Source organism: Paracoccus sanguinis (genome assembly GCF_900106665.1).
In the GTDB taxonomy this organism is placed as follows: Bacteria; Pseudomonadota; Alphaproteobacteria; order Rhodobacterales; family Rhodobacteraceae; genus Paracoccus; species Paracoccus panacisoli.
In genome coordinates this window covers 1-25,122 of sequence record NZ_FNNA01000005.1, presented here as the reverse complement: position 1 = coordinate 25,122, position 25,122 = coordinate 1, and the positions used below count along the sequence as shown (strand labels likewise).

The 25,122-nt window shown below is 71.4% G+C and carries 24 protein-coding genes; 19 read left to right on the top strand and 5 right to left on the bottom strand.

The genetic code is table 11. The features are described from left to right. The first annotated feature begins 123 nt into the window (after nt 1–123). The 6 genes from hslO to BLW17_RS13845 all read left to right on the top strand — a co-directional run bounded on the left by hslO (nt 124) and on the right by BLW17_RS13845 (nt 6,597). A complete protein-coding gene (gene hslO, locus BLW17_RS13870; RefSeq protein ID WP_036736016.1) occupies nt 124–1,155 on the top strand; it encodes an Hsp33 family molecular chaperone HslO in 1,032 nt (343 codons plus the stop codon). Further along, nucleotides 1,152–1,742, top strand: a complete 591-nt coding sequence (locus BLW17_RS13865) for an NUDIX hydrolase (protein WP_036736012.1) — start codon at nt 1,152–1,154, stop codon at nt 1,740–1,742. Before hslO ends, BLW17_RS13865 begins: the two co-directional genes overlap by 4 nt. Further along, the gene (locus BLW17_RS13860) at nt 1,739–2,890 is read left to right on the top strand and encodes a CCA tRNA nucleotidyltransferase (RefSeq protein ID WP_036736008.1); all 1,152 of its coding nucleotides are present in this window, start codon (nt 1,739–1,741) and stop codon (nt 2,888–2,890) included. Before BLW17_RS13865 ends, BLW17_RS13860 begins: the two co-directional genes overlap by 4 nt. Beyond that, a complete protein-coding gene (locus tag BLW17_RS13855) occupies nt 2,890–4,737 on the top strand; it encodes an ABC transporter ATP-binding protein (RefSeq protein WP_036736005.1) in 1,848 nt (615 codons plus the stop codon). The genes BLW17_RS13860 and BLW17_RS13855 overlap by 1 nt, the downstream gene beginning before the upstream one ends. Then, a complete protein-coding gene (locus tag BLW17_RS13850; RefSeq protein WP_036736003.1) occupies nt 4,734–5,984 on the top strand; it encodes a class I SAM-dependent RNA methyltransferase in 1,251 nt (416 codons plus the stop codon). Before BLW17_RS13855 ends, BLW17_RS13850 begins: the two co-directional genes overlap by 4 nt. Before the next feature lie 100 nt (nt 5,985–6,084). Beyond that, on the top strand, nt 6,085–6,597 hold the full coding sequence (locus BLW17_RS13845) for a L,D-transpeptidase family protein (protein WP_081969239.1): 513 nt from the start codon (nt 6,085–6,087) through the stop codon (nt 6,595–6,597). A gap of 1,029 nt (nt 6,598–7,626) precedes the next feature. Here BLW17_RS13845 and dalA read toward each other — a convergent pair. Continuing rightward, entirely contained in the window at nt 7,627–8,142 is a 516-nt protein-coding gene (gene dalA / locus BLW17_RS13840) for a divisome-associated lipoprotein DalA (RefSeq protein ID WP_036709518.1), read from the bottom strand. A 117-nt stretch (nt 8,143–8,259) separates the two neighbouring features. Continuing rightward, entirely contained in the window at nt 8,260–8,715 is a 456-nt protein-coding gene (gene iscR, locus BLW17_RS13835) for a Fe-S cluster assembly transcriptional regulator IscR (RefSeq protein WP_036702025.1), read from the bottom strand. Between the two features lie 283 nt (nt 8,716–8,998). Here iscR and BLW17_RS13830 point away from each other — a divergent pair, with 283 nt between their 5' ends. The 4 genes from BLW17_RS13830 (at nt 8,999) to BLW17_RS13815 (ending at nt 11,392) form a co-directional block, all read left to right on the top strand. Beyond that, complete coding sequence (locus BLW17_RS13830; protein ID WP_036734474.1) at nt 8,999–9,658, top strand: alpha/beta hydrolase; 660 nt, start codon at nt 8,999–9,001, stop codon at nt 9,656–9,658. 80 nt (nt 9,659–9,738) lie between these two features. Beyond that, nucleotides 9,739–10,287: an HD domain-containing protein gene (locus BLW17_RS13825; RefSeq protein WP_036734490.1), complete on the top strand. Its 549-nt coding sequence runs from the start codon at nt 9,739–9,741 to the stop codon at nt 10,285–10,287. Nucleotides 10,288–10,365: 78 nt separating this feature from the next. Next, nucleotides 10,366–10,710 (top strand): hypothetical protein, encoded by a 345-nt coding sequence (locus BLW17_RS13820; protein ID WP_036734477.1) that lies wholly within the window; start codon nt 10,366–10,368, stop codon nt 10,708–10,710. 61 nt (nt 10,711–10,771) lie between these two features. Next, nucleotides 10,772–11,392, top strand: coding sequence for a YcnI family protein (locus BLW17_RS13815; RefSeq protein ID WP_052176469.1), 621 nt, complete (start codon nt 10,772–10,774; stop codon nt 11,390–11,392). A gap of 53 nt (nt 11,393–11,445) precedes the next feature. Here the strand turns inward: BLW17_RS13815 and BLW17_RS13810 are convergent, their stop codons facing one another. Continuing rightward, complete coding sequence (locus BLW17_RS13810) at nt 11,446–11,841, bottom strand: hypothetical protein (protein WP_036734480.1); 396 nt, start codon at nt 11,839–11,841, stop codon at nt 11,446–11,448. A gap of 172 nt (nt 11,842–12,013) precedes the next feature. Between BLW17_RS13810 and BLW17_RS13805 the strand changes: the two genes are divergently transcribed. Then, nucleotides 12,014–13,228 (top strand): NADP-dependent isocitrate dehydrogenase, encoded by a 1,215-nt coding sequence (locus BLW17_RS13805; protein WP_036709531.1) that lies wholly within the window; start codon nt 12,014–12,016, stop codon nt 13,226–13,228. 75 nt (nt 13,229–13,303) lie between these two features. Here the strand turns inward: BLW17_RS13805 and BLW17_RS13800 are convergent, their stop codons facing one another. Next, nucleotides 13,304–14,095: an MBL fold metallo-hydrolase gene (locus BLW17_RS13800; protein WP_052176470.1), complete on the bottom strand. Its 792-nt coding sequence runs from the start codon at nt 14,093–14,095 to the stop codon at nt 13,304–13,306. A gap of 129 nt (nt 14,096–14,224) precedes the next feature. On the opposite strand from BLW17_RS13800, the gene purQ reads away from it, so the two are divergent. The 5 genes from purQ to BLW17_RS13775 all read left to right on the top strand — a co-directional run bounded on the left by purQ (nt 14,225) and on the right by BLW17_RS13775 (nt 22,375). Further along, the gene (gene purQ / locus BLW17_RS13795; RefSeq protein ID WP_036709534.1) at nt 14,225–14,893 is read left to right on the top strand and encodes a phosphoribosylformylglycinamidine synthase subunit PurQ; all 669 of its coding nucleotides are present in this window, start codon (nt 14,225–14,227) and stop codon (nt 14,891–14,893) included. Between the two features lie 73 nt (nt 14,894–14,966). Then, nucleotides 14,967–16,766 carry a sensor histidine kinase gene (locus BLW17_RS13790; RefSeq protein WP_081969167.1) on the top strand — a complete coding sequence of 600 codons (1,800 nt, stop codon included), beginning with the start codon at nt 14,967–14,969 and terminating at the stop codon, nt 16,764–16,766. A gap of 17 nt (nt 16,767–16,783) precedes the next feature. Beyond that, nucleotides 16,784–18,115, top strand: a complete 1,332-nt coding sequence (locus BLW17_RS13785) for a sigma-54-dependent transcriptional regulator (protein ID WP_036702008.1) — start codon at nt 16,784–16,786, stop codon at nt 18,113–18,115. A 578-nt stretch (nt 18,116–18,693) separates the two neighbouring features. Beyond that, nucleotides 18,694–21,567, top strand: a complete 2,874-nt coding sequence (locus BLW17_RS13780) for an Rne/Rng family ribonuclease (protein ID WP_036734483.1) — start codon at nt 18,694–18,696, stop codon at nt 21,565–21,567. A 70-nt stretch (nt 21,568–21,637) separates the two neighbouring features. After that, complete coding sequence (locus BLW17_RS13775) at nt 21,638–22,375, top strand: cytochrome c biogenesis CcdA family protein (protein ID WP_036702004.1); 738 nt, start codon at nt 21,638–21,640, stop codon at nt 22,373–22,375. Here the strand turns inward: BLW17_RS13775 and BLW17_RS13770 are convergent. Beyond that, nucleotides 22,330–23,175 (bottom strand): enoyl-CoA hydratase, encoded by an 846-nt coding sequence (locus tag BLW17_RS13770; protein ID WP_052176471.1) that lies wholly within the window; start codon nt 23,173–23,175, stop codon nt 22,330–22,332. The genes BLW17_RS13775 and BLW17_RS13770 overlap by 46 nt on opposite strands. Nucleotides 23,176–23,231: 56 nt before the next feature. Here BLW17_RS13770 and BLW17_RS13765 point away from each other — a divergent pair, with 56 nt between their 5' ends. From BLW17_RS13765 to rpsI, 3 genes are all read left to right on the top strand, one after another. Next, complete coding sequence (locus BLW17_RS13765) at nt 23,232–23,648, top strand: PaaI family thioesterase (protein ID WP_036734486.1); 417 nt, start codon at nt 23,232–23,234, stop codon at nt 23,646–23,648. A 153-nt stretch (nt 23,649–23,801) separates the two neighbouring features. Then, nucleotides 23,802–24,266 carry a 50S ribosomal protein L13 gene (gene rplM / locus BLW17_RS13760; protein WP_036734488.1) on the top strand — a complete coding sequence of 155 codons (465 nt, stop codon included), beginning with the start codon at nt 23,802–23,804 and terminating at the stop codon, nt 24,264–24,266. A gap of 2 nt (nt 24,267–24,268) precedes the next feature. Beyond that, complete coding sequence (rpsI, locus tag BLW17_RS13755; RefSeq protein ID WP_036701998.1) at nt 24,269–24,787, top strand: 30S ribosomal protein S9; 519 nt, start codon at nt 24,269–24,271, stop codon at nt 24,785–24,787. Nucleotides 24,788–25,122 lie beyond the last annotated feature (335 nt).

The window sequence follows — 25,122 nt, the reverse complement described above, 5'->3', positions numbered from 1 at the left end:
CTGGCGGGCGGGCTGTCAGGGGGGCTGGCGGGGCGGCTTGGGTTCACCGGATCGCCGCCTATATATTGGGGCGAACCGCGCCGCGCCCCACGAGCGGCCGCGATGGATTTCCGAAAGGCCGAGATGACCAAGATCAACCAGATCGCCTGGGACGACACCGTCCTGCCGTTCCAGCTTGACCGTTCCGGGGTGCGCGGCCGCGTCGCGCGCCTCGACGGGGTGCTGGACCATATCCTGACCCGCCACGACTATCCCGCCCCGGTCGCCGCCATGGTGGCCGAGGTGGCGCTGCTCGCCGCGCTGATCGGGCCGACCGTCAAGCTGCGCTGGAAGCTGTCGATTCAGGTCCGCGGCAACGGCGCGATCCGTACGCTCGCGGCGGATTACTATGCCCCCGCCGAGGACGGCGGCCCGGCCCGCATCCGCGGCTGGGCCAGCTTCGACGCCGACCGGCTCGATGAGCGCCCGGCCTTCGACCAGATCGGCGAGGGCTACTTCGCGCTGCTCATCGACCAGGGGGCGGGGAACCTGCCCTATCAGGGGATCACGCCGCTGGCCGGCGGCTCCCTCTCGGCCTGCGCGGGGACGTACTTCGCCCAGTCCGAGCAGCTGCCGACCAGCTTTGCGCTCAGCTACGGCGAAAGCCTGATGCCGGGCGACGAGGACCCGCGCTGGCGGGCCGGGGGGGTGATGCTGCAGACCCTGCCCGCGCAGCCGATGGGGGCCGGCGAGGGTGGTTCGGGCGAGGGCGGCTCGGGCGAGGGTGGGCTGATCGAGGCCGCCGACATCCTGCAGGGCGCCGAGTCCGAGGACTGGACCCGCGCCAACCACCTGCTCTCGACGGTCGAGCCGCTCGAGCTGATCGGGCCGAGCGTGGCGCCCACCGACCTGCTGCTGCGGCTGTTCCACGAGGAAACCCCGCGGGTGTTCGATCCCCAGCGGGTCGAGTTCGGCTGCTCGTGCTCGGCTGACCGGGTGCGCGGGACGCTGTCGATCTATTCGGCCAAGGACATCGGCCACATGACCACGCCCGAGGGCCGGGTCACCGCCGACTGCCAGTTCTGCGGCGCGCATTACGACTTCGACCCCGCGAGCCTGGGGTTTGAGGCGACCGTGGATGCCGAGGGCAACGCGCTGGACGCCGCCCGGGAATGACGTCGGGCGGGGACATCCGCGACAGGCTGCTCGGCGCGCTGGCGATGCCGGCCGCGCCGAGTTCGGATTTCGACCTCAACGGGCCCGTCCCCGAGGGGCTCGGGGCGCGGCCCGCCGGGGTACTCGCGGCGTTCCATCCCGACGGGCGGCTGGTGCTGACCAAGCGGGCGAGCGGCCTGCGCCACCACCCGGGGCAGATCGCGCTGCCGGGCGGCAAGGTCGATCCCGGCGACGCCGATGCCACCGCCGCCGCCCTGCGCGAGGCGCAGGAGGAGGTGGGGCTCGACCCCGCCGCGGTCGAGGTGCTGGGGCTGCTGCCGCCGCACCGCACCGTCACCGGCTTCGCCATGACCCCGGTGCTGGCAATGATCCGCGGCCCCTTCATCCCGGTCCCCGAGGCGGGCGAGGTGGACGAGGTCTTCACCGTCCCCTTCGACCATATCGCCGACCCGGCCCGCTACCGGATCGAGCGGCGGATGTGGCGCGGCGGCTGGCGGTCCTATCACGTCGCGCCCTTCGGTCCCTACTACATCTGGGGGGCGACGGCGCGGGTGCTGCTATCGCTGGCGCGCCGGGTGGCGGGATGAACCTGCCGCCCGCGCTCATGGACGACCCCGGCCTGCGCGCCGTGCTGGGCGCGCTGGCGCCGGTGCGGGCGCTGGTCGTGGGCGGCGCGGTGCGCAACGCCCTGCTGAGCGAGCCGGTCGAGGACATCGACCTCGCCACCGACGCGCGCCCCGAGCGGGTGATCGCGCTGGCCGAGGCGGCCGGGCTCAAGGCCGTGCCGACCGGCATCGCCCACGGGACCGTAACGCTGGTCGCGGATGGCCGCGGCTTCGAGGTCACGACCTTCCGCCGCGATGTCGAGACCGACGGCCGCCGGGCCGTGGTCGCCTTTTCCGACCGGCTCGAGGAGGACGCGGCGCGGCGCGACTTCACCATCAACGCGCTTTACGCGGGCGCCGACGGGGCGGTGATCGACCCGGTCGGCGGCCTGCCCGACCTCGCCGCCCGCCGGCTGCGCTTCGTCGGCGACGCCGACCGGCGCATCGCCGAGGATTACCTGCGCATCCTGCGCTTCTTCCGTTTTCACGCCCGCTATGGCCGCCCGGGCGGCGCCGACCCTACGGCGCTGGACGCCTGCGCCCGCGGCGCGGCGGGGCTGGCGCGGATCTCGCGCGAGCGGATCGGGGCCGAGCTGCGCAAGCTGCTCGACGCGCCCGACCCGCGCGAGGCGGTGCGGCTGATGGACGAAACCGGGGTGCTCGCGGTGATCCTGCCCGGCGCCGACCCCGCCCGGCTGGCGCGGCTGGTGGCGGCCGAGCCGGACTTTCCACCGCCCTCCCCCCGCTGGCCCGTGCGGCTCGCCGCGCTGGGCGGGGCGGAGGCCGCCGAGCGGCTGCGCCTCTCGCGCCTTGAGTCCCGCGCGCAGGAGGAGCTGCGCTTCGCCGGCAGCCTGGGCGAGGCCGCCTGGCGCTTTGGCCAAGCGCGGGCGGGGGAACTCGCGCTGCTGCGCGCGGCGGACGGCGCCCTGCCCGCAGGGTGGCGAGACCGGATCGCCGCGGCCGAGGGGCAGCGCCTGCCGGTGACGGCGGCGGACCTCGCCGGACGGCTGACCGGCGCTGCGCTGGGCCGCGGGCTCAAGGCGGCCGAGGCGGCGTGGATCGAATCAGGCTTCGCCCTGCCCGCGCCCGCGCTCATCGACATCGCCCTTCTTGCCGGTGAGGCGCCCTGATGCACCGTCTGTTCGAGCGCATGATCGACGCCTTCCGCCCCGCCGACGGCCCGCCGCCGCGGACGCTCGGGGCGTTCTTCCGCTGGGCGCTGTCGGGTGCCTGGCCGGGGCTCACGCTCGCGGCCTTCGCCTCGGCGCTGTCGGGCGCGGCCGAGGTCGCCTCGGCCACGCTGCTCGGGATGGTGGTCGATGCGGTGGCCCAGTCCGGCACCCGCACGCTGGCCGATCACGGCGGGCTGATCGCAGCCTTCGTGGGGTTCTTCCTCATCCTCCGCCCGGCGATCCTCGGGTTCTCCAGCGCCACCTCGAACGTCATCATCGGGCCGAACGTCCTGCCGCTGGTGCTATCGCGGCTGCACCGCTGGACGATGGGCCAGTCCGTCACCTTCTTCGACAACGACTTCGCCGGCCGCATCGCGCAGAAGCAGATGCAGACCGCCCGCGCCGTGACCGACGTCGCCTCGGAAATGGTCAACACCGCGGCCTTTGCGCTGTCGGCGGTACTGGGCTCGGCGATCTACCTCGCCTCGGTGGACGGCTGGGGGGCGGTGGCGCTGCTCGTGTGGCTGGCGCTCTACCTTGGCCTCATCCGCTATTTCCTGCCCCGCATCCGGGCGCAGTCCGCCGGCCGCGCCTCGGCCCGCGCCATGATCACCGGGCAGGTCGTCGACACCATCACCAACATCAAGACGGTCAAGCTCTTCGCCCAGGCCGGGCACGAGGATCAGGCGGCCTTGGGCGCGATGGAGACGTTCCGCGACCGCGCCATCGTCTTCGGCCGGCTGAACACCTGGTTCCGCACCTCGCTGACCGTGGTGGCGGGGCTCTTGCCGGTGGTGCTGGTCGGCGGCGCGGTCTGGATGTGGTCGCGCGGCGCGGCCACGCCGGGCGACGTCGCCGCCTCGGGCGCCATCGCCATGCGGCTGGCGCAGATGACCGGCTGGGTCAGCATGGCGCTGATGGGGATCTGGGGCAGCATCGGCGAGGTCGAGGACGGGATGGAGACGCTGTCCCCGCCGCACTCGCTGACCGACAAGCCCGGCGCGCTGCCGCTCGGGCGGCTCGAGGGCGCGGTCGCGTTCGAGGGGGTGCGCTTCGCCTATGGCAAGGGCGCGGGCTCGGTCGGGCCGCTCGACCTGCGCATCGCGCCGGGTGAGCGGATCGGCATCGTCGGCGCCTCGGGGGCGGGGAAATCGACGCTGGTCGCGCTGCTGTTGCGGCTGCACGACGTGGACGAGGGCGCGGTGCGCGTCGACGGCCACGACGTCCGCGACGTGACCCAGGAAAGCCTGCGCCGAAACATCGGCATGGTCACGCAGGAAACCGCGATGTTCAACCGCTCGGCCCGCGACAACATTCTCTACGGTCGCCCCGACGCGACCGAGGCCGAGATGATCGCCGCCGCCCGCGCCGCCGAGGCGCATGAGTTCATCCTCGGGCTGACCGATTTCGCCGGGCGCACCGGCTATGACGCGCATCTGGGCGAACGCGGGGTGAAGCTCTCGGGCGGGCAGCGGCAGCGGATCGCGCTGGCCCGCGCCTTCCTCAAGGACGCGCCGATCCTGGTGCTGGACGAGGCGACGAGTGCGCTCGACAGCGAGGTCGAGGCGCAGGTGCAGGACGAGCTTGCGCGCGTGATGGCCGGCAAGACGGTGCTGGCGATCGCCCACCGGCTCTCGACCATCGCCGAGATGGACCGGATCGTGGTGCTGGACGCCGGCCGCATCGTCGAGGAGGGCAGCCACGAATCGCTGCTCGCCCGCGGCGGGCTTTACGCCCGCTACTGGAACCGGCAGTCGGGCGGCTTCCTCGGCACCGACGAGGCGGCGGTCGAGGCCGCGCAATGACCGTCTGGACGGTCGAGCGGCTGGGCCGGCGCGGCGACGGGGTGGCGGTGGCGGTGGCGGGCGAGGCCCGCGCGCTGGCACCGCTCGTGCTGCCGGGGGAACAGATCGAGGGCACCGCCGAGGACGGCCGCATCCCCGCCCCGCGCATCCTCACCCCCTCGCCCGACCGGGTCCGCGCCCCGTGCCCGCACTACCGCGCCTGCGGCGGCTGCCCGCTGATGCACGGCAGCGACGCGTTCGTGGCCGGCTGGAAGGTCGGGGTGGTCGAGAGCGCGCTCGCCGCGCAAGGCATCACGGCGCGGGTCGAGGGCATCGCCACCTCGCCGCCCCGCTCGCGCCGCCGTGCGGTGCTTTCCGGGCGGCGGACGAAGAAGGGCGCGCTGGTCGGCTTCCACGCCCGCGCCTCGGACGTGGTGGTGGACCTGGCCGAATGCCTCGTCGTCCGCCCCGCAATCCTCGCCGCGGTGCCGGACCTGCGCCGGCTGGTCGCTCTGGGCGGCAGCCGGGCGGGCGAGGTGACGCTGGCCGTGACCGAGACGCCGGCCGGGCTCGACATCGCGGCGCGCGGCGGCAAGCCGCTGACGCCCGAGCTGCTGGCCGCGCTCTCGGCGCAGGCGCGGGAGGCCGACTGGGCGCGGCTCGACTGGACCGACGCCGCCGGCGCAACCGAAACCCTGACCCGCCGCCCCCCGGCGCTGCCGCTGGGCCGGGCCCGCGTGGTCCCGCCCCCCGGCGCCTTCCTGCAGGCGACCGCCGAGGGCGAGGCCGCGCTGCTCGCCGCCATCCGCGCCACGGTGGGCGACGCTGCTCGCATGGCCGATCTCTACGCGGGCATCGGCACCTTCACCCTGCCGCTGGCCGAGCACGCCGAGGTTCACGCGGTCGAGGGCCTCGCCGCGCCACTCACCGCGCTCGACGCGGGCTGGCGGGCGGCGGCGGGGGCGCTGCGCAAGGTCACGACCGAGACCCGCGACCTCGCCCGCCGGCCGCTCTTGCCCGACGAGCTGGCGCGGTTCGACGCGGTGGTGATCGACCCGCCGCGCGCCGGTGCCGAGGCGCAGGCGCGGGCGCTCGCCGCGTCCGATGTGCCCGTGGTGGCGTGGGTCGCCTGCGACCCGGTGACCTTCGCCCGCGATGCCCGGATCATGACCGAGGGGGGGTACGCGCTCACCTCGCTGAGGGTGATCGACCAGTTCCGCTGGTCCCCGCACGTCGAGATCGCCGCGGCCTTCCGGCGACAGGCTTAGGCAAAACCTGACATTCGAGGCATTTTCGGTTTGGCGGGAAACCGCCGATGATGGTATGGCCGGTAAAAGACCACCACAAAAAACGATTCTTGGGGCAGAGATGATTCCGTTGATCCGCAATATTCTTGCGCTGGTGGCGCTTGTCGTCCTGACCGCCTGCGCCGCCAAGCCGACCAGCAAGTTCAAGACCTACAACGGCCCGCCCGTCACCCAGATCGTGGTGGAGAAGGGCGACCGGCAGATGTTCCTGCTGTCGGGCCGCAAGGTGCTCAAGGCCTATGACATCGGGCTGGGCTTCCAGCCGATCGGCCACAAGCAGTTCGAGGGCGACGGCCGCACGCCCGAGGGCATCTATTACATCAACCGCCAGAACCCCAACAGCCAGTACCATCTGTCGCTGGGGATCTCGTACCCTGACCCCGAGGACAAGGCGCGGGCGATGATGTTGGGCCAGCAGCCCGGCGGCGACATCATGATCCACGGCCGCGGCGCCTATGGCGCGGCGCAGAAGGCGCGGGACTGGACCGCCGGCTGCATCGCCGTGTCCGACAAGGAGATCGAGGACATCTTCTCGATGGTCCGCCCCGGCACGCCGGTGGTGATCTACCCCTGAGGGGGCGCTGTGGGGGCTGGGTGCCCTTGTGGCGCGGTGCGGAAGTGGGTCGTCGGCTTGCAAAACCGTGACCGACGAGCGCCGCAAAGGGCGCCTTGCTCTCCCACTCCACACGCCAGCGGTGATCTCCTTCTGAGGGCGGGGTGGTCACCGGCAGCGGACGCGGCATCGCAGCGCCTATGGCGCAGCGGCAGAGGCGCGGCGGTAGGCTGGTCGGTTGAATCTCCGCGACCGACAGACGGCTCGAAGCTGCCGTCTCGATAGTTTGCTCCGGCACGCCGGTCGTGTGCCCCCTTGAGGGCAGGGTCGATCATCCCAAGGCAGGCTCGGGACCGCGGTACCTGAGGCCCGACGCAAACGGCGCAGGAGTGGCACTTGGCTGCATCGCCGTGAATGAAGAGACGATCAAAGCCCCTTCTCTTGTTGGTTCACCCGCCAGCGACGGTAACCGAGCCCTCAGGGCGGCGGCGGTCACCCGCAACGGCACAGGGGCCCGGGGCCGATGGCTTGGCGCACAAAAGCCGCGGGGATGGACCGTTGGTCGCATCACCTTGTCTGACAGAGAAATTGTCGTCTCGGTCGTCTATCCTGACCGCGGCTTGCGACCTGCGCCGGAGCGCCGGGAAGCGTCACCTATAGGGGAGCAGGACGGCGGGGAGCGTGGGAGGCTGTCGCCGTATGGAGCCCAACCCGCCCCGACCCGCAACCCATGCGCCCCGCCACCTCACCACGGTCGCTCCTGTCACAGCTCCGACCGCGGCAGCAGCGCGGTCCGCTGCAAGGTGTTCATCGTCGCGCGACGGGATGAGTCCAGCCGGAGGATTGAGCGGCACAATCCAAGCTTTAGCCAAAGCGCACGAAGCGGCAGCGCGGGCCCACGCGGCAGCACCGCAAAAGCGACAACGCTACAGGTCGGGGCGGGTGCCGCGATCACGCGGCCGCCAGCCCACCTGCCCCTACCACCGCCTCAAGTCCAGCCGAAGCCCCGGCCCACCGACGCACTCGCGCCGCCCGCCCCGAGCCCCCGCCTCACCCGCCGACCAGCGCCGTCCACCAGATCTTGTTCCCCGGCTCCTGGAACCACCCCATCCCGAGCTCCTTCGCGGTCGGGTCCATCAGCACGTCGCGGGTGTCGCGGGTCTGCATCCAGCCCGAGAGCGCGGCGATCTCGTTCTCGTAGGTCTCCGAGATGTTCTCGCCCAGCAGATGCCCGGCGTAGCCCTGCCGCTGCGCCCGGTCGAGCGGCGAGGACCCGTCCGAGCCGAAGTGCCAGGCCCGGTTCTGCGCCGACATGTCGCGCGAGTGGGCCATGGCCGCGGCGGAGAGCTGCGGGCTCAGCGTCAGCGCCGGCATCCCCGACTGCGCCCTGAGCAGGTTGACCTGCGTGAGGATGCGCGTGGGGATCTCGGCATTGTCGCGGGCCGAGATGCGATAGGCGACCGGCAGCGGCTGCCCGTCCGGGCCAAGCTGCGGCGCCCGCGGGCCAAAGCTGCACCCGGCCAGCGCCATCAGCGCAGCCGCGGCGGCAAGGGTGATCCTGTTCATGGTGACTGCCCCGATGTTTTTTTCCCGCTTACCCAAGGCAAGCGGGGCGTTCAAAGGAAAATCTCGGTGATCGGAGGACGTGACGCGTGGGCGCGTCGTTGGCCCCCGCGGCGCCCGTCAGTCGTCCACCACCGACAGGATCGCCGGGACCGCTGGACAGGGCGCCAGCGAGTCGCGGGCCACCGCGGCCAGGCTCGTGTTATGCAGGAAGACGTAGACATGGGCCGACAGCCCTTCCCACAGCCGGTTGGTGCGCGATTGCACCTCGGTCCCGCTCTGCCCGCCCGAGGCACCCGCGCCGACGTGCAGCGCGCTGACCGTCTCGTCCACCGCGCCCAGCACCTCGGCCACGCTGATCTCCTCGGCCGCGCGGGCGAGGCGGTAGCCGCCGCCCGGGCCGCGCACGCTGTCCACCAGCCCGGCGCGGCGCAGGCGCACGAACAGCTGTTCGAGATACGGCAGCGAGATGTCCTGCCGGCGCGAGATCTCGGCCAGCGTGGTCAGGTTGCCGGGGCTGTTGGCCAGGTCGACCAGCGCGACCATCGCGTAACGCCCCTTGGTGGACAGCTTCATCCGGTGCCTCTGCTCGTTCGTTCCGTGCGCACCCGCGTGACCGGCCCTCTGACCCGGATCGCCCACGGGGCGCGGTCGTGGGGCCCGATGCGGCTGCGGTCGGGGTGCGCGGCGATTGACGCGCGCGCGGGGCCTGCGCTAAGCCCGCGCCGACCCGGTCTTGCGAAACCGGCCCGCGCCATCCAAGTCCCGTCTAAGGTCCGCGGGCTCAAGCGTCAAGAAAGCCGCCCTTGAGCCACCCGAGCCAGCGTCGATCTGCCGCGGCCATCCCAGTTGAGGAACCATGCCCGAACTGATCTTTCCCGGACCCGAAGGCCGTCTCGAGGGCCGCTACCACCGGCAGGCCAAACCCGACGCCCCCATCGCCATCGTCCTGCACCCGCACCCCCAGTACGGCGGGACGATGAACAACCGCGTCGTCTACAACCTGCACTATGCCTTCCACCGCATGGGCTTCACCGTCCTGCGCTTCAACTTCCGCGGCGTGGGCCGCAGCCAGGGAGAGTTCGACCAGGGCGTGGGCGAGCTCTCGGACGCGGCCTCGGCGCTCGACTACCTGCAGGCGCTGAACCCGAACTCGAAGCACTGCTGGGTCGCGGGCTTCAGCTTCGGCGCGTGGATCGGGATGCAGCTTCTGATGCGGCGGCCCGAGATCACCGGCTTCGTCTCGGTCGCGCCGCCGGCGAACATGTACGACTTCAGCTTCCTCGCGCCCTGCCCGTCCTCGGGGATCATCATCAACGGCACCGCCGACCGGGTGGCGCCGCCGAAGGACACCCACGCGCTGGTCGCCAAGCTGCGCGAGCAGAAGGGGATCACCGTCACCCACACCGAGATCGAGGGCGCGGACCACTTCTTCCGCGACGACGAGGCGCACATGGCGCCGATGATCGAGACGGTGCAGACCTACGTCCGCCGCCGCCTGACCGAGACCACGCGGTGAGCGACGGCGCCCCCGGGGCCCCGCCCCGGAGTCCGGGGCAACTGGACGAGGCAGACGCCGCCGCGCGGCTCGACCGGCAGATGGCGTTCCTGCTCGAGGCCGACCGGCTCAAGCACGTGCTGCGGGCCACGACGCTGGTCGACGGCTCGCGCCCCGAGAACTCGGGCGAGCACAGCTGGCACCTCGCGCTCTATGCGATGGTGCTGGCCGACCAGGCGCCCGAGGGGGTGCGGATCGACCGGGTGATGCGGATGCTGATCCTGCACGACCTGGTCGAGATCGACGCCGGCGACGCCCCGATCCACGGCGACTACGACCCCTTCGCCCAGGCCGCCGCCGAGGAGGCCGCCGCTGACCGCATCTTCGGCCTGCTGCCGCCCGACCAGGCGACCGAGTTCCGCGCGCTCTGGGCCGAGTTCGAGGCCGTTCAGACCCCCGACGCGATCTTCGCCAAGGCGCTCGACCGGGCGCAGCCGGTAGCCCACATCCTCGCCAATGACGGCCGCGGCTGGCGCGACTACGGGGTCGAGCGCGAGGGGTTCCTGAGGCTCGTCGGCGCCCGGGTCGAGCGCGGGGCGCCGCGGCTCTGGGGCTGGCTCTGGACCCGGGCCGAGCGGTATTTTTCCTGACGCAATTTTTCTGAGCCGGGGCGAGACGTTGACTTTGGGCAAGGCCCGCACCGCCACGGCGCGGCACGGCATGGCGCGATGACCCGCGCCCCGTTCCCCTTCGTCTCGCGCCTGCTGGCGCTGCTCGCGCTGCTGGCGCTGGCGTGGCCCGGCGCGATGCCGGTGTCCGCGATGAACCCGCCCGGCGCGCTCGCGGTCATGGGCGAGATCTGCGGCCATGCGCCGGCCACTCCCGACGCCCCGGGCGACTATCCCCATTGCCTGGCCTGCGTGCTGGCCGCCGGGCTGCCCGGCGCGCCCGGCCCCGTCCCGGCCCGGCCGCTGGCGCGGGTGCGGCGGGTGTCGCGGCGGCGCGCCGCGCCCCGGCTCGCGCTGGTGCGCCCCCGCCCCTGTCCCTTCGCCTGCGGCCCGCCGCGCGCCTGATGATCGACACGGCGGCCCCCGAGGGGCCGCACCGACCCACGATCTTCAAGGACACATCCAGATGAAAACCCAACTCCTGACCGCGGCGCTCGCCGTGGCCGCGGCCCTGGCCGCCCCGCTCTCCGCCCAGGCCCACGCCAGCTTCGAGACGCCCGAGGTCGCCGCCGGCAAGACCGCCAAGATCGTGCTGCGCGTACCGCATGGCTGCGACGGGCAGGCCACGCTGACCGTGGCGATCGAGCTGCCCGAGGGGCTCTATGCCGCGAAGCCCATGCCCAAGGCCGACTGGACGCTGGCCACCGAGACCGGCGCCTATGCGACGCCCTATGACAACCACGGCAAGGTGATGACCGAGGGGGTCCGCAAGATCACCTGGACGGGCGAGCTGCCCGACGCCTGGTACGACGAGTTCGCCTTCCGCGCCGCGGTCGGCCCCGAGCTGGCGCCGGGCACCGAGCTGGTGGTGCCGGTGACGCAGACCTGCGCCAACGGGCAGGTGGCCTGGACCGAGGTCGCCGTCCCCGGCCAGCCCGAGCCGCGCTACCCCGCCCCCCGGCTGACCGTCACCGCGGCCCCGGCCGAGGCCGGGCACGATCACGCCGCGATGGCGCCGGCGGCCCCGGCGGCCCACGACCACGCGGCCCCGGCCCACGACCACGGCGCGGCGCCCGCCAAGCCCTGAGCATCGGACTACGGATCGTCCCCGCGCGGGGGCGGTCCACCCGCCCTCGCGGATCAGCCGCCCGGGTCGGGCGCGAACGGCAGGCAGGGGTCGAGCACCACCAGCCCCGGTTCGGCCCGGTTGTAGCCGCCCGCCAGCACCAGCCAGTCGCCCGGGCCGTGCGCGAGCGGCAGGTAAGTCACGCAGACGACCGTCATCGGCGCATCCTCGCACATCGCCACATAGGCGAGCACCTCGTCGGCCTCGGCCGAGGTCACCCGCCCCTCGATCGCCATCGAGATGCGCGCCTCGGTCCGGGGTGCTTGCGCCGCCCAGCCGGGCAGCGTCGTGCAGGTGGCGTTGGTCGCGGGCATCGCCTCGCCTTCGCGGAACGGACTCGCCGGATCGCAGCAGGGCGCAGCCGCCGCAGGCGTCGCGGCAAGGCAGAGGGCGAGGATCAGGCGTTGCATGGGGCACCTCGGGCCGAGTCGCGCCAGCCTAGCACCCCCGGACCGGCGCGCCGCTCACGAACCCGTCGGCGAGAGTTGTATACCACGGCATACAACCCTTTCCCTCGGCCGCGTCCTGCGCTATGACGCGCGCGACGAACCCATCCGATTCCGCAGACCCGAGGGGCGCCCCATGACCAAGATCAAGGTAGACAACCCCGTCGTCGAACTCGACGGCGACGAGATGACCCGGATCATCTGGGACTTCATCAAGCAGAAGCTGATCCTGCCCTATCTCGACATCGACCTGAAATACTACGACCTCGGGATCGAAGAGCGCGACCGGACCGAGGACCAGATCACGGTCGATGCGGCCAACGCGATCAAGCAGTACGGCGTCGGCGTCAAATGCGCGACCATCACCCCCGACGAGGCCCGCGTCGAAGAGTTCGGCCTCAAGAAGATGTGGAAGTCGCCGAACGGCACGATCCGCAACATCCTCGGCGGCGTGATCTTCCGCGAGCCGATCATCTGCAAGAACGTGCCGCGGCTGGTGCCGGGCTGGACCCAGCCGATCATCGTCGGCCGCCACGCCTTCGGCGACCAGTACAAGGCCACCGACTTCCGCTTCCCCGGCAAGGGCACGCTGACGATCAGGTTCGTCGGCGAGGACGGCGAGACGATCGAGCACGAGGTCTTCCAGGCCCCGTCCTCGGGCGTCGCCATGGCGATGTACAACCTCGACGATTCGATCCGCGACTTCGCGCGGGCGTCGATGAACTACGGCCTGAACCGCGGCTATCCGGTCTATCTCTCGACCAAGAACACCATCCTCAAGGCCTATGACGGCCGCTTCAAGGACCTGTTCCAGGAGGTGTTCGACGCCGAGTTCGCCGACAAGTTTAAGGCCGCCGGCATCACCTATGAGCACCGGCTGATCGACGACATGGTGGCCTCGGCGCTCAAGTGGTCGGGCGGCTATGTCTGGGCGTGCAAGAACTACGACGGCGACGTGCAGTCGGACACCGTGGCGCAGGGCTTCGGCTCGCTCGGCCTGATGACCTCGGTGCTGATGACGCCGGACGGGAAGACCGTGGAATCCGAGGCCGCGCACGGCACCGTGACGCGCCACTACCGCCAGCACCAGGCGGGCAAGGAGACTTCGACCAACTCGATCGCGTCGATCTTCGCCTGGACCGGCGGCCTCAAGCACCGCGCGAAGCTGGACGGCAACGACCAGCTCAAGCGCTTTGCCGAGACGCTCGAGCGCGTCACCGTGCAGGCGGTCGAGGACGGCCACATGACCAAGGACCTCGCCATGCTGGTCGGGCCGGACCAGAAATGGCTGACCACGATGGGCTACCTCGAGAAGGTGGACGAGTATCTGAACAAGGCGCTGGCGGGCTGATCCAGCGCGCCGAGGCGAAAGACGGCCGGGCCCTGCGCCCGGCCGTTGTCGTTTTCGGCCCTGACCGTTCGGGGCCTAGCCGGGCGCCTTGCCGGTGGGGTCCGCGACCTCCGGGTACCAGTCGAGCAGCAGCACCTGCACGGGCGAGCCCATCGCCGCCAGCCGCGCCCCGAACTCGGCCGGGTTGGTGCCGCGGTGGTGATAGGGGATGACCCGGCGCGGGTTCATCTCGGCCACGCCCGAGGCCGCCTGCGCCGCCGTCATGGTGTAGGGCAGGTTCATCGGCACCAGCGCCAGCGAGATGCCCGTCTGGGCCCGGAACTCGGGCGTGTCCTCGGTGTCGCCGGCGACGTAGATCCGCCCCTCGGGCGCGTCGATCACATAGCCGTTGTCGCGCCCCTTGGGGTGATACTGCAGCCGGTCGGGGGTGGTGTTGTAGGCCGGCACCGCGGTCAGCGGCAGGCCCAGCACGTCGCCCTGGGCGCCGTTCTCCATCGCCGTGGCGCGGGCCTTGAGCGCCTCGGGCAGCTTGGCGTGGACGGCGGGGTTGACGATCAGCGGCACGCTGTCGCCGGCGAGCGCCGTCAGCGTCTCGGGGTCGAGGTGGTCGGGGTGCTCGTGGGTGACGAGGATCGCCTCGACCGCGCCATAGCGGGCCGCATCGCCCACCGGATCGACGGCGATGCGCCGCCCGCCGAGCGTCAGGATCAGGCTCGCGTGCTCGATCGGGGTCAGGAACGCCGGTGGCGTCAGGTTTGCGGCGGCGGGCATCGCCGCGGCGGCGCGGGCGGGGCGGGACCACAGCGCCCCGGGCAGGGCGGCGGCCGCGGCGCAGGCGGCGAGGGTCTGGCGTCGGCTCAGGTGCATGGCGGCTCCTCCTTCAGTCAGATGTCTCCTCAAGCCGAACCCGCCCCCGGCGGCACGGTTCCGCCCTTCCCAACCCGGTCGCCCGGCGCTATCTCCACCCCAACCCGCATGGTTTCGGAGTCCGCCGCGATGAAAGCCGCCGTCATCACCTTTCCCGGGTCGAACTGCGACCGCGACCTTGCGGTGGCCCTGGCCGCGGCCGGGGCCGACGTCGCCCGCGTCTGGCACAAGGACGACGCGTTGCCGGCAGGCACCGACCTCGTGGCGGTGCCGGGCGGGTTCTCGTTCGGCGACTACCTGCGCTGCGGGGCGATCGCCGCGCGCTCGCCCATCGCGGCGGCGATCCGCGCCCACGCCGGGCGCGGCGGCATGGTGCTGGGGATCTGCAACGGCTTCCAGGTGCTGACCGAGCTCGGCCTGCTGCCCGGCGCGCTGATGCGCAACGCCGGCCTCACCTTCGTCTGCAAGGACGCCACGCTGCGGGTCGCCAGCCGCGACAACCCGTTCCTCGGCGCCTTCTCGGCCGGCGAGCGGCTGAGCCTGCCGGTCGCCCACCACGACGGCAACTATCAGATCGACCCCGAGGGCCTCGCCCGCCTCAAGGGCGAGGGGCGGATCGCGCTGACCTATGCGACGCCGATCAACGGCTCGGTCGCCGACATCGCCGGCGTGCTGTCCGAGAACCGCCGGGTGCTCGGCATGATGCCCCACCCCGAGCGCGCGGCCGAGGCCGCGCATGGCGGCGCCGACGGCGCGCGGCTGTTCCGCGGGCTGATGGACGCGACCGCCGCCGCCTGAGCGCGGGGCGCCCCGGCTCCCTTCGCACGCACCCCGCTTGAGCGAGGCCCCGCCTGCGCCTAGATTTCCGCCCATGACCGACGCGGCGCCCCTGACCGAGGACACCGACGGCGCCGCCATGCGGTTGCGCACGCCGGGGCGATTCCGCATCGTCAACCGGATCGGCATCGTCACCCTGCTGATCGCCGCCATCGGCGCGATCTGGTGGACGAACCTCTGGCTCACCGACCGATTCTCGGAAAACACCCGCGTCCGGTCCGAACTGCGCTCGGCGCTCTATACCGGCAACCTGCTCTCGGAACTGCAGCGCACCTCGGTCGTGCCGCTGCTGCTGGCCCGCGACCCGGCGCTGATCAACTCGCTCAACGGCAAGGACTATTCGACCATCTCGGCCCGGCTGATCGGCGCGCAGAAAGAGATCGGCGCCGCCTCGATCCGGCTGCTCGACAACTCGGGCCGCACGGTGGGGGCCACCGACCGCCGGGTGCTGGGCACGAACTACGTGCTCGCGCCCTTCTACGTCGATGCGCTCAGGACCAACGACACCGTGTTCACCGTGTCCGAATCCGAGACCGGCGGCTATGACTTCACCTATTCCCGCGCCATCGTCCACGAGGGCAAGACGCTGGGGGTGATCGTCGTCGGCGCCGACCTCACGCGGCTCGAGCGGTCGTGGTCGGGGATCTCGGACGCCGTGGCCGTCACCGACAGCGAGGGCCGGATCATCCTGTCGACCGAGCCGCGCTGGCGCGGGCTGACGCTCAAGGACGCGCTCGCCGTCCGCTCGGCCCCCTCGGCCATCGAACGCGCCTTCCAAGTCACCGCGGACTGGTCCACCCGCCCGGCGGATGCCTATGTCCGCGGCAAGGCGGTGATGCAGTCCGAGACGCGGATACCCTTCCGCGGCTGGCGGATGACGCTCTTCACCACCTTCGATTCGATCCGCGAGCGGGTGAACGCCTTCCTCGCGCTCGAGATCATGGGCTTCGCCATCCTGCTCGCCGCCGGGTTCTACGTGCTCTCGCGCCGGGCCCGGGTGCAGTCGGCCCGCTACCGTCGCGAATCGGCGGAACTGAGGGCGCTGAACAGCCGCCTCACGCGTGAGATCGCCGAGCGCGAGCGGGTCCAGAACGAGCTGCGGGTGGCCGAGCAGACCGTGCAGCAGGCCTCCAAGCTGGCCGCGCTGGGCGAGATGTCGGCCGGCGTCAGCCACGAGCTGAACCAGCCGCTGGCGGCGATGAAGACCTATCTCGCCGGCGCCCGCCTGCTGATCGAGCGTGACCGCGGCGACGAGGCGCTGACCTCGTTCCAGCGCATCGACGACCTGCTCGAGCGGATGGGGACCATCACCCGGCAGCTCAAGTCCTATGCCCGCAAGGGCGGCGAGGCGTTCGAGCCCGTGGACCTGCGCGTGGCGCTTTCCGGCGCGCTCACGATGATGGAGCCGCAGCTGCGCCACCGCCGGGTCCGCCTGCAACGCTCGCTGCCGCGCGAGCCGGTGATGGTGCTCTGCGACCGCATCCGGCTGGAACAGGTCATCATCAACCTGATCCGCAACGCGATGGACGCGACCAAGCGGGTCCGCGACCCCTCGATCGAGCTGGTGGTGGACCGGCTGTCTCACGCGCATTTGTCGGTGCGCGACAACGGGCCGGGTGTCGCGGACCTCGAAAAGCTGTTTGAACCCTTCTGGACGACCAAGCAGCCGGGCGAGGGCACGGGGCTTGGTCTTGCGATTTCATCGGGCATCGTGGCCGACTTCGGCGGTCGGATGACCGCGCACAACCGCGACAGCGGCGGTGCGGTGTTCGATGTGGAACTCCCGCTCTACGAACCCGGCGCGCGCAGCGCCCGGCCGCTGGCGGCGGAATGACGAAAGGGACGCAACCTATGGCCCAGACCATGACCGTGGCGATCGTCGACGACGAGCCCGACATGCGCGAATCGATCAGCCAGTGGCTGAGCCTCTCGGGCTTCCGCACCGAGACCTTCCCCAGCGCCGAGGACGCGCTCAAGGCCATCGGCCCGGACTGGCCGGGGGTGGTGATCTCGGACATCCGCATGCCGGGGATGGACGGGATGGCCTTCCTCAAGCGCCTGATGGGGCAGGATTCGGGCCTGCCGGTCATCATGATCACCGGCCACGGCGACGTGCCGATGGCGGTCGAGGCGATGCGCCTCGGGGCGATGGACTTCATGGAAAAGCCCTTCAACCCCGACCGCATGACCGAGCTGGCGAAAAAGGCCACGCTGGCGCGGCGGATCACCTTGGACAACCGGGCGCTGCGCCGCGACCTGTCCGAGGGCCAGCAGGTCATGTCGAAGCTCGTCGGCGCCAGCCCGGCGATGGAGCGGCTGCGCGAGGACATCCTCGACCTCGGGCAGGCCGACGGCCACGTGCTGATCGACGGCGAGACCGGCACCGGCAAGACGCTGGTCGCCCACGCGCTGCACGCCGTCGGGCCGCGGGCGTCGAAGAAGTTCGTGCCGATCTCGTGCGCGGCCTACAGCGACGACCTGCTCGCCACCCGGCTCTTCGGCCCGGTCGAGGACGGGCTGCCCGCGGTCGAGGAAGCCCGCGGCGGGACCCTGTGCCTCGAGGACATCGACGCGCTCTCTGAACCGTTGCAGGCCCGGCTGCTCGCCTTCATCGCCGACCAGGGCCAGCCGGCCGAGACCCGGATCATCGCCATCTCGAACGCCCGCGGCGAGGGGCGGCGGGCCGAGGACAGCCTGCGCCCCGACCTGTTCTACCGGCTCTCGGCGCTCAAGATCACGCTGCCGCCGCTGCGCCAGCGCGGCGAGGACATCCTGTCGCTCTTCACCCGCATGACCGAGCAGTTCGCCGACGAATACGGCTGCGAGCCGCCGCAGGTGACCGCGCAAGAGGCCGCCCAGCTTCTGCAGGCGCCCTGGCCGGGCAACGTCCGCCAGCTCATCAACGTGGCCGAGCGCGCGGTGCTGCAGAACCGCCGCGGCTCGGGCTCGATCGCCTCGCTCTTGATGGCCGACGGCTACGACAGCCAGACCGCCGACGCGACGACGACCGAGGGCAAGCCGCTCAAGGAATATGTCGAGAGCTTCGAGAAGATGCTGCTCGACAACACCATGCGCCGCCATAAGGGGGCCATCTCGGCGGTGATGGACGAGCTGTGCCTGCCGCGCCGGACGCTGAACGAGAAGATGGCGAAATACGGGCTGAGCCGCGGCGACTACCTGTAAGGCCGCCGCGGGGCGTGCGGGTCTGTCAGCCGCATGATCGTTCGCATGAACTGTGCACGAACGTTGCATGAACGATGCGCGAACGCTGCATGGGTCGTGCATCGGGTTTCGGCCCGCATCGCAGGGGCTTGAGGGGCGGCGGCGGGGAATGCCGACGGTTATCCATTGTCAATCCCGTCGCCCCGCGCCTATGTTGCAGGCAGGACGATCCGCGACTGCCATTCCGCGGTCCGCCGTCCGCCAGTTTCGCAGCGCGGCCACTCGCGTCCGGGCCTTCGGGCTCGGGGCAGGTCGCGCAGAGAAAGCCGATCCGGCCGGGCATCCGTCCGCGGATCAGAACATTCGCCGCCCGGCGCGGGCCCCTCGGGGTCGTTCCGGGCAAGAGGTAACAGACGCGATGGATCGCGCGACGGGCAGGGTTTTCAAGGGGTTGCGGGGCCATCACGGCCCGGCGGCCCTGTCGGCCGGACCGGCCATGTCCCCATCCCCGCTTGCGCGCCCCGCGTCCGCATCAACACGCACCCCCTCTCTCATCCCCTGCACGGCAGGACCCGGAGGGCTGCGCGAAAGCAAGATACATGGCAAAGAAGATGCTGATCGACGCCACCCACGCCGAGGAAACTCGGGTGGTCGTGGCCGATGGAACGCGGGTCGATGACTTTGATTTCGAGACCCTGAACAAGCGCCAGCTGGCTGGCAACATCTACCTGGCAAAGGTCACGCGGGTCGAACCCTCGCTGCAGGCGGCGTTCGTGGATTACGGCGGAAACCGCCACGGTTTCCTCGCCTTCGCCGAGATTCACCCGGACTATTACCAGATCCCCGCCGCCGACCGCCGGGCCCTGATCGAAGAGGATCGCGCCGCCGCCGAGGCCGCCGAGGCCGAGGAATCCTCGCGCGAGCGCCGCGGCTCGGGCCGCTCGCGCCGCAGCCGCGACAACGGCGGAGAGCGCGCCGAGCGCGCCCCCGCGGGCGACGCCGTCACCACCGCCGAGATCGCCGGAATGGAGGTCATCGAGACCGACGCCGAGGACGCCGCCATCGAGCAGGGCTTCTCGGCTGCCGGCGGCGATGTGGTGGACCCCACCGTCGAAGGTCAGGGCGGCGACGCCGATGCGGTCGAGGCCAGCCCCGAAACCGGCGCCCCCGAGGCCCGCGCCTCCGAGGCCCGCGACTCGGGCGAGGGCGACGACGACCACCACGACGACGAGATCGAATCGGTCGCCGAAGAGGACGTGGCCGAGGAAATCCGCCCGACCCGCAAGCCCCGCGCGCGGCGCTACAAGATCCAGGAAGTGATCAAGGTCCGGCAGATCATGCTGGTCCAGGTCGTCAAGGAAGAGCGCGGCAACAAGGGCGCGGCGCTGACCACCTATCTGTCGCTCGCCGGCCGCTACTGCGTCCTGATGCCCAACACCGCCCGCGGCGGCGGGATCAGCCGCAAGATCACCAACGTCGCCGACCGCAAGAAGCTCAAGGAAATCGCGGGCGACCTCGAGGTCCCGCAGGGCGCCGGGCTGATCATCCGCACCGCGGGCAGTCAGCGCACCCGCACCGAGATCAAGCGCGACTACGAATACCTCATGCGGCTGTGGGAGCAGATCCGCGAGCTCACCTTCAAGTCGATGGCCCCGGCGCCGATCTACGAAGAGGGTGACCTGATCAAGCGCACCATCCGCGATCTCTACAGCAAGGAGATCGACGAGGTCTGGGTCGAGGGCGAGCGCGGCTATCGCACCGCCCGCGACTTCATGGCGATGATCATGCCCGACCAGGTGCGGGCGGTGAAGCACTACACCGACCCGATGCCGCTGTTCGCGCGCTATCAGGTCGAGGGCTACCTGTCGGGGATGTTCAACCCGGTCGTCCAGCTCAAGTCGGGCGGCTATATCGTCATCGGCATCACCGAGGCGCTGGTCGCCATCGACGTGAACTCGGGCCGGGCCACGAAGGAAGGCTCGATCGAGGAGACCGCCTACAAGACCAACTGCGAGGCGGCGGACGAGATCGCCCGCCAGCTGCGGCTGCGTGACCTCGCCGGTCTGATCGTCATCGACTTCATCGACATGGACGAGCGCAAGAACAATGCCGCCGTCGAGAAGCGCTTCAAGGATGCGCTGAAGAACGACCGGGCGCGGATCCAGGTCGGCCGCATCTCGGGCTTCGGCCTGATGGAGATGAGCCGCCAGCGGCTGCGGCCGGGGATGCTGGAAAGCACCACCCAGCCCTGCGCGCATTGCCACGGCACCGGGCTGATCCGCTCGGACGATTCGATGGCGCTGACGATCCTGCGGGCGATCGAGGAAGAGGGCACGCGCAAGCGCTCGCGCGAGGTGCTGGTCAAGGCGCCGGTGGCGGTCGCCAACTTCCTGATGAACCAGAAGCGCGAGCACATCGCGATGATCGAGTCGCGCTTCGGCCTGTCGGTGCGGGTCGAGGCCGACCCGGCGCTGATCTCGCCCGACTTCACGCTCGAGAAGTTCAAGACGGCGACGCGGGCGGTGCCCGAGCCGGTGACCTCGGCGCTGTCGGTCGATGCCAACCTGATGGCACGGATCGACGAGGCCGAGGATGCCGCCGAGGCGGTGCTGGACGTGGCCGAGGCCGAAGCCGACGAGGCCGAATCGACCGCGGCCGCCCGGCCGGCGCCGGCCGAGGCGTCCGAGGACGAGAGCGAGGGCCGCGGCCGTCGCCGCCGCCGCCGCCGCCGTCGCGGCGGGCGCGGGGACGACGAGACCGGGGCCGACGCCAATGGCTCGGGCGAAGGCGACGACGACAACGCCGCGCAGGCGGACGCCGGGGCCGAGACGGTCGACGCCGAGGCGCGCCCGGTGGCGGCCGTCGAGGGCGACGCTCCCGAGGGCGAGGCTGCCGAGGGTGACGCCGGGGCCAAGCCGCGCCGCCGCAGCCGCTCGCGCCGCCGCAAGTCGGAGGCCGAGGACGACAGCGCCGCGCCGGTCGCGCCGCCGGTCGCCGCGGCGACCAAGGCGGGCGAGATCGTGGACGAGAGCCGCGACGTGCCCGCAGGCGTCGCCGATCTGGACGAGGCCGGGGGTGTTCCCGCCAACGCCGACGGGCTGGGCGACGATGCGCCCGCGACCGAGGCGAGCGCGCCGCGTGCCGACGAGGCCGCCGCGGGCGATGCGCTGGACGCCGACGAGGCGGCGGCGGGCTCTGCCGGGGCGCTGCCCGAGGCCGTGCTGCCCGAATCGGACGCGGGCGAGGCGGTCGTGACCGAGACCGAGGCCACGGAAGCGGCACCTGCCGCCGACGCGGAACCGGCCGATGCGGTCGTGACCGACGCCGCGGCTGAGGCCGAGGCTGCCGACGATGCGGGCGCCGCGGAGAATCAACCCGCCGACGAACCGCAGGCCGAGGCCGCGCCGGCCGCCGCCAACGACGAACCCGAGGCCGAGCGGCCCAAGCGCCGCGGCTGGTGGTCGCTCGGCTGACGCAGCCGTGACCGACTGAACGGGGGCCGGGGTCTTTCCCGGCCCCTGCCCATTCTGCAAGGTGCCGCCCATGTTCGGGATCGAAGTCGTCGACGCCGCCTTTCTGCCCGCCGCGCTCGTGGCGCTGGCGGCCGGGGTGCTGTCCTTCCTGTCGCCCTGCGTGCTGCCGATCGTGCCGCCGTATCTCGCCTACATGACCGGGGTGAAGGTGTCGGCCCTGCGCGAGCGCCAGCGCAGCGCCGTGCTGCCGGCGCTGTTCTTCGTCCTTGGGCTCAGCACGGTGTTCCTGCTGATGGGCTATGCCGCCTCGGCCTTCGGCCGGGCGTTCCTGCAGTACCAGCCGCTGCTGGTGAAGGCCTCGGGTGCCTTCGTCATACTGCTGGGCCTGCATTTCCTGCACGTCTTCCGCATCCCGATCCTCGACCGCGAGGCGCGGGTGGATACCGGAGAGCGGGGCGGCACGGCGATGGGGGCCTATCTGCTGGGCCTCGCCTTCGCCTTCGGCTGGACGCCCTGCATCGGGCCGCAGCTCAGCATGATCCTGACGCTGGCCGCCACCGATCCACCGCGGGGGACGGGGCTTCTGGGCGTCTATGCGCTGGGGCTCGGCATCCCGTTCCTGCTGTCGGCGTTGTTCATCGAGCGCTCGATGGGGGTCATGAACCGTCTCAAGCGGCACATGGGGATGATCGAGCGCGTCTCGGGCGTGCTGCTGATCGCGGTCGGCGTGCTGCTGCTGACCGGCTGGCTGGGCGTGATCAGCTACTGGCTGCTCGAGACCTTCCCGGCGCTGGCGCTGATCGGCTGATCGGCCCAGGCGGGCGGGCGCTTCTCGAGGAAGGCGGTCAGCCCCTCGTCGGTGTCGGGCAGCATCATGTTCTCGCACATGACCTCGCCGGCGTGGGTGTAGGCGTCGGCGAGCGACAGGCCGCGCTGCGCCTGGAAGGCGCGCTTGCCCATGCGGATCGCTGCGGGCAGCTTGGCGGCGACGGTCCCGGCCAGGGCCATCGTCTCGGCGGTGAGGCGTTCGGCGGGGACGACACGGTTGACCAGCCCCAGCTCGGCGGCCCGGGCGGCGTCGATGAAGGCGCCGGTGGTCAGCAGCTCGAAGGCCGCCTTGGCCGGGATGGCGCGGGTGACCGCGACCATGGGGGTCGAGCAGAACAGCCCGATGTTGACGCCGTTGACGCCGAAGCGCGTCCCCTCGGCCGCCACCGCCATGTCGCACGAGGCGACGAGCTGGCAGCCGGCGGCGGTGGCGATGCCCTGCACCTCGGCGATGACCGGCTGCGGCAGGGCGGGGATCGCCTGCATCAGCGCCGCGCAGTCGGCAAAGAGCGATTCGTAGGCGCCGCGGCCGCCGTCGGCCTCGCCGCGGGCGGCCTGCATCTGCCGCAGGTCGTGGCCGGCCGAGAAGGCCTTGCCCTCGGCGGCGATGACCACCACCCGCACCGCCTCGTCCGCCGCAATGGTGGCGAGCGCGTCGCGCAGCGCCGCGATCATCTCGCGCGAGAGGGCGTTGTAGTTCTGCGGGCTGGACAGCACGAGGCGGGCGACCGCGCCGTGATCCTCGCGGCGGATGGGCGTGGGGGCGTGCGGATCAGCCATTGTTTCCTCCCGTGGATGGCGGGCACAGTCTAGACCGGCAACGATGGGGGGCAAGCATGACGGCACTGAGCGCAACCGAGGTCGAGGCGTACCTCGCCGAGATCTTTCCGCAGGTTGCGGGTTACCGGATCGAGCAGGCGAGGGCGGACGGGGCGCGGGTGCGCCTCGCGGTGGCCGATCGGCATCTGCGGCCGGGCGGCACCGTCTCGGGGCCCACGATGTTCGAGCTGGCGGACCTGGCGATGTATGCCGCGGTGCTGGCGCAGGTCGGGCGGGTGCCGTTGGCGGTCACCACCGGCGCCAGCATCGACTTTCTGCGCAAGCCGGCGGCGGGGCGCGATCTGGTCGCCGAGTGCCGGATGCTGAAGCTGGGCCGGGTGCTGGCGGTGGGCGACGTGCTGATCCGGTCCGATGGGGACGAGGCGCCGGTCGCGCGGGCCTCGCTGACCTACTCGATTCCGCCGAAAGCGTGACAGAACGGCGGGTTTCGCGGCGGTATCAAGATACCCATCTTGCAAGCCATTGGCAGGACCAGGGAAAATGGCGGCCGCGGCGCTTGACCCGTGAGCACGGTTCCGCGATACACCCCCATCCGATTTCACACCGCCCCGAAAGGGAAGACCGAGATGAAGACCTACACCGCGAAACCGGCGGACATCGAGAAGAAGTGGATCCTGATCGACGCCGAGGGCGTCGTTCTAGGCCGCCTGGCGACGATCGTGGCGAGCCGCCTGCGCGGCAAGCACAAGCCGACCTTCACCCCGCACATGGACGTGGGCGACAACGTCATCGTCATCAACGCCGACAAGGTGCAGATGACCGGCAACAAGCGCGACGACAAGCGCTACTACTGGCACACCGGCCACCCGGGCGGGATCAAGTTCCGCACCGCGCGGCAGGTTCTGGACGGCGCCCACCCCGAGCGCGTGGTGATCAAGGCCGTCGAGCGCATGATCAGCCGCAACAAGCTGGGCAAGCAGCAGATGACCAACCTGCGCGTCTATGCCGGCGACCAGCACCCGCACGAGGCCCAGCAGCCCGAAGTGCTGGACGTCAAGTCGATGAACACCAAGAACACCCGGAGCGCCTGATCATGGCCGAAGACATCAAATCCCTCGACCAGCTCAAGGACGCCGTGACCGCGAACGCCGGCGGCGTACTGGGGTCGTCCTCTGCCGAGGCGCAGAGCCTGTCCGCCGCCCCGCGTGAGCCGCAGCGCGACGCGCAGGGCCGCGCCTACGCCACCGGCAAGCGCAAGGACGCGGTCGCCCGCGTCTGGGTCAAGCCGGGTTCGGGCAAGGTCACCGTGAACGGCAAGGACATGAGCGAGTACTTCGCCCGTCCGGTGCTGCAGATGATCCTGCGCCAGCCGTTCGACATCGCCGGCGTCGCCGGCCAGTACGACGTCTATGCCACCGTTGCGGGCGGCGGGCTGTCGGGCCAGGCCGGTGCGGTCAAGCACGGCATCTCGAAGGCGCTGCAGCTGCACGAGCCGGGGCTGCGCGCGCCGCTCAAGGCCGCGGGCTTCCTGACCCGCGACAGCCGCGTGGTCGAGCGGAAGAAGTACGGCAAGGCCAAGGCGCGCCGGTCCTTCCAGTTCTCGAAGCGCTGAGTCGCGGTCTTTCCGCGAGACGATTGGGGGCGCGGCCGCTGGCCGCGCCCTTTTTCTTTGCCCGCGAGTCGGGCCGAGTCGGGGAATCGGCGCGGCGATTCTGTCACCGGCCTGTCACCTGGCCGTGCGATTCTCGCGGCGGGCCCGAAAGGCGCCCGGAAAAAGAGCATACAGAACAGTGGCTTGCAGGAATTTTTCCGGCAGGTCGAAAATTCTGCTTGCGGCCTTCGAGCGCTGACCCTAAACACCGCTTCACCGAGACGGCGAGACGCTGGGTCGGGAGGGAAGGCCGGGTTGACTGGCTGGACCGGCTCTTCGGGGTTCTGGAAGAAATC

Bases quoted from the DNA above. Each gene is read 5' to 3' on its own strand.
- hslO (WP_036736016.1), top strand. From the start codon at position 124: ATGACCAAGATCAACCAGATCGCCTGGGACGACACCGTCCTGCCGTTC.
- BLW17_RS13865 (WP_036736012.1), top strand. From the start codon at position 1,152: ATGACGTCGGGCGGGGACATCCGCGACAGGCTGCTCGGCGCGCTGGCG.
- BLW17_RS13860 (WP_036736008.1), top strand. From the start codon at position 1,739: ATGAACCTGCCGCCCGCGCTCATGGACGACCCCGGCCTGCGCGCCGTG.
- BLW17_RS13855 (WP_036736005.1), top strand. From the start codon at position 2,890: ATGCACCGTCTGTTCGAGCGCATGATCGACGCCTTCCGCCCCGCCGAC.
- BLW17_RS13850 (WP_036736003.1), top strand. From the start codon at position 4,734: ATGACCGTCTGGACGGTCGAGCGGCTGGGCCGGCGCGGCGACGGGGTG.
- BLW17_RS13845 (WP_081969239.1), top strand. From the start codon at position 6,085: ATGATTCCGTTGATCCGCAATATTCTTGCGCTGGTGGCGCTTGTCGTC.
- dalA (WP_036709518.1), bottom strand. From the start codon at position 8,142: ATGAACAGGATCACCCTTGCCGCCGCGGCTGCGCTGATGGCGCTGGCC.
- iscR (WP_036702025.1), bottom strand. From the start codon at position 8,715: ATGAAGCTGTCCACCAAGGGGCGTTACGCGATGGTCGCGCTGGTCGAC.
- BLW17_RS13830 (WP_036734474.1), top strand. From the start codon at position 8,999: ATGCCCGAACTGATCTTTCCCGGACCCGAAGGCCGTCTCGAGGGCCGC.
- BLW17_RS13825 (WP_036734490.1), top strand. From the start codon at position 9,739: ATGGCGTTCCTGCTCGAGGCCGACCGGCTCAAGCACGTGCTGCGGGCC.
- BLW17_RS13820 (WP_036734477.1), top strand. From the start codon at position 10,366: ATGACCCGCGCCCCGTTCCCCTTCGTCTCGCGCCTGCTGGCGCTGCTC.
- BLW17_RS13815 (WP_052176469.1), top strand. From the start codon at position 10,772: ATGAAAACCCAACTCCTGACCGCGGCGCTCGCCGTGGCCGCGGCCCTG.
- BLW17_RS13810 (WP_036734480.1), bottom strand. From the start codon at position 11,841: ATGCAACGCCTGATCCTCGCCCTCTGCCTTGCCGCGACGCCTGCGGCG.
- BLW17_RS13805 (WP_036709531.1), top strand. From the start codon at position 12,014: ATGACCAAGATCAAGGTAGACAACCCCGTCGTCGAACTCGACGGCGAC.
- BLW17_RS13800 (WP_052176470.1), bottom strand. From the start codon at position 14,095: ATGCACCTGAGCCGACGCCAGACCCTCGCCGCCTGCGCCGCGGCCGCC.
- purQ (WP_036709534.1), top strand. From the start codon at position 14,225: ATGAAAGCCGCCGTCATCACCTTTCCCGGGTCGAACTGCGACCGCGAC.
- BLW17_RS13790 (WP_081969167.1), top strand. From the start codon at position 14,967: ATGACCGACGCGGCGCCCCTGACCGAGGACACCGACGGCGCCGCCATG.
- BLW17_RS13785 (WP_036702008.1), top strand. From the start codon at position 16,784: ATGGCCCAGACCATGACCGTGGCGATCGTCGACGACGAGCCCGACATG.
- BLW17_RS13780 (WP_036734483.1), top strand. From the start codon at position 18,694: ATGGCAAAGAAGATGCTGATCGACGCCACCCACGCCGAGGAAACTCGG.
- BLW17_RS13775 (WP_036702004.1), top strand. From the start codon at position 21,638: ATGTTCGGGATCGAAGTCGTCGACGCCGCCTTTCTGCCCGCCGCGCTC.
- BLW17_RS13770 (WP_052176471.1), bottom strand. From the start codon at position 23,175: ATGGCTGATCCGCACGCCCCCACGCCCATCCGCCGCGAGGATCACGGC.
- BLW17_RS13765 (WP_036734486.1), top strand. From the start codon at position 23,232: ATGACGGCACTGAGCGCAACCGAGGTCGAGGCGTACCTCGCCGAGATC.
- rplM (WP_036734488.1), top strand. From the start codon at position 23,802: ATGAAGACCTACACCGCGAAACCGGCGGACATCGAGAAGAAGTGGATC.
- rpsI (WP_036701998.1), top strand. From the start codon at position 24,269: ATGGCCGAAGACATCAAATCCCTCGACCAGCTCAAGGACGCCGTGACC.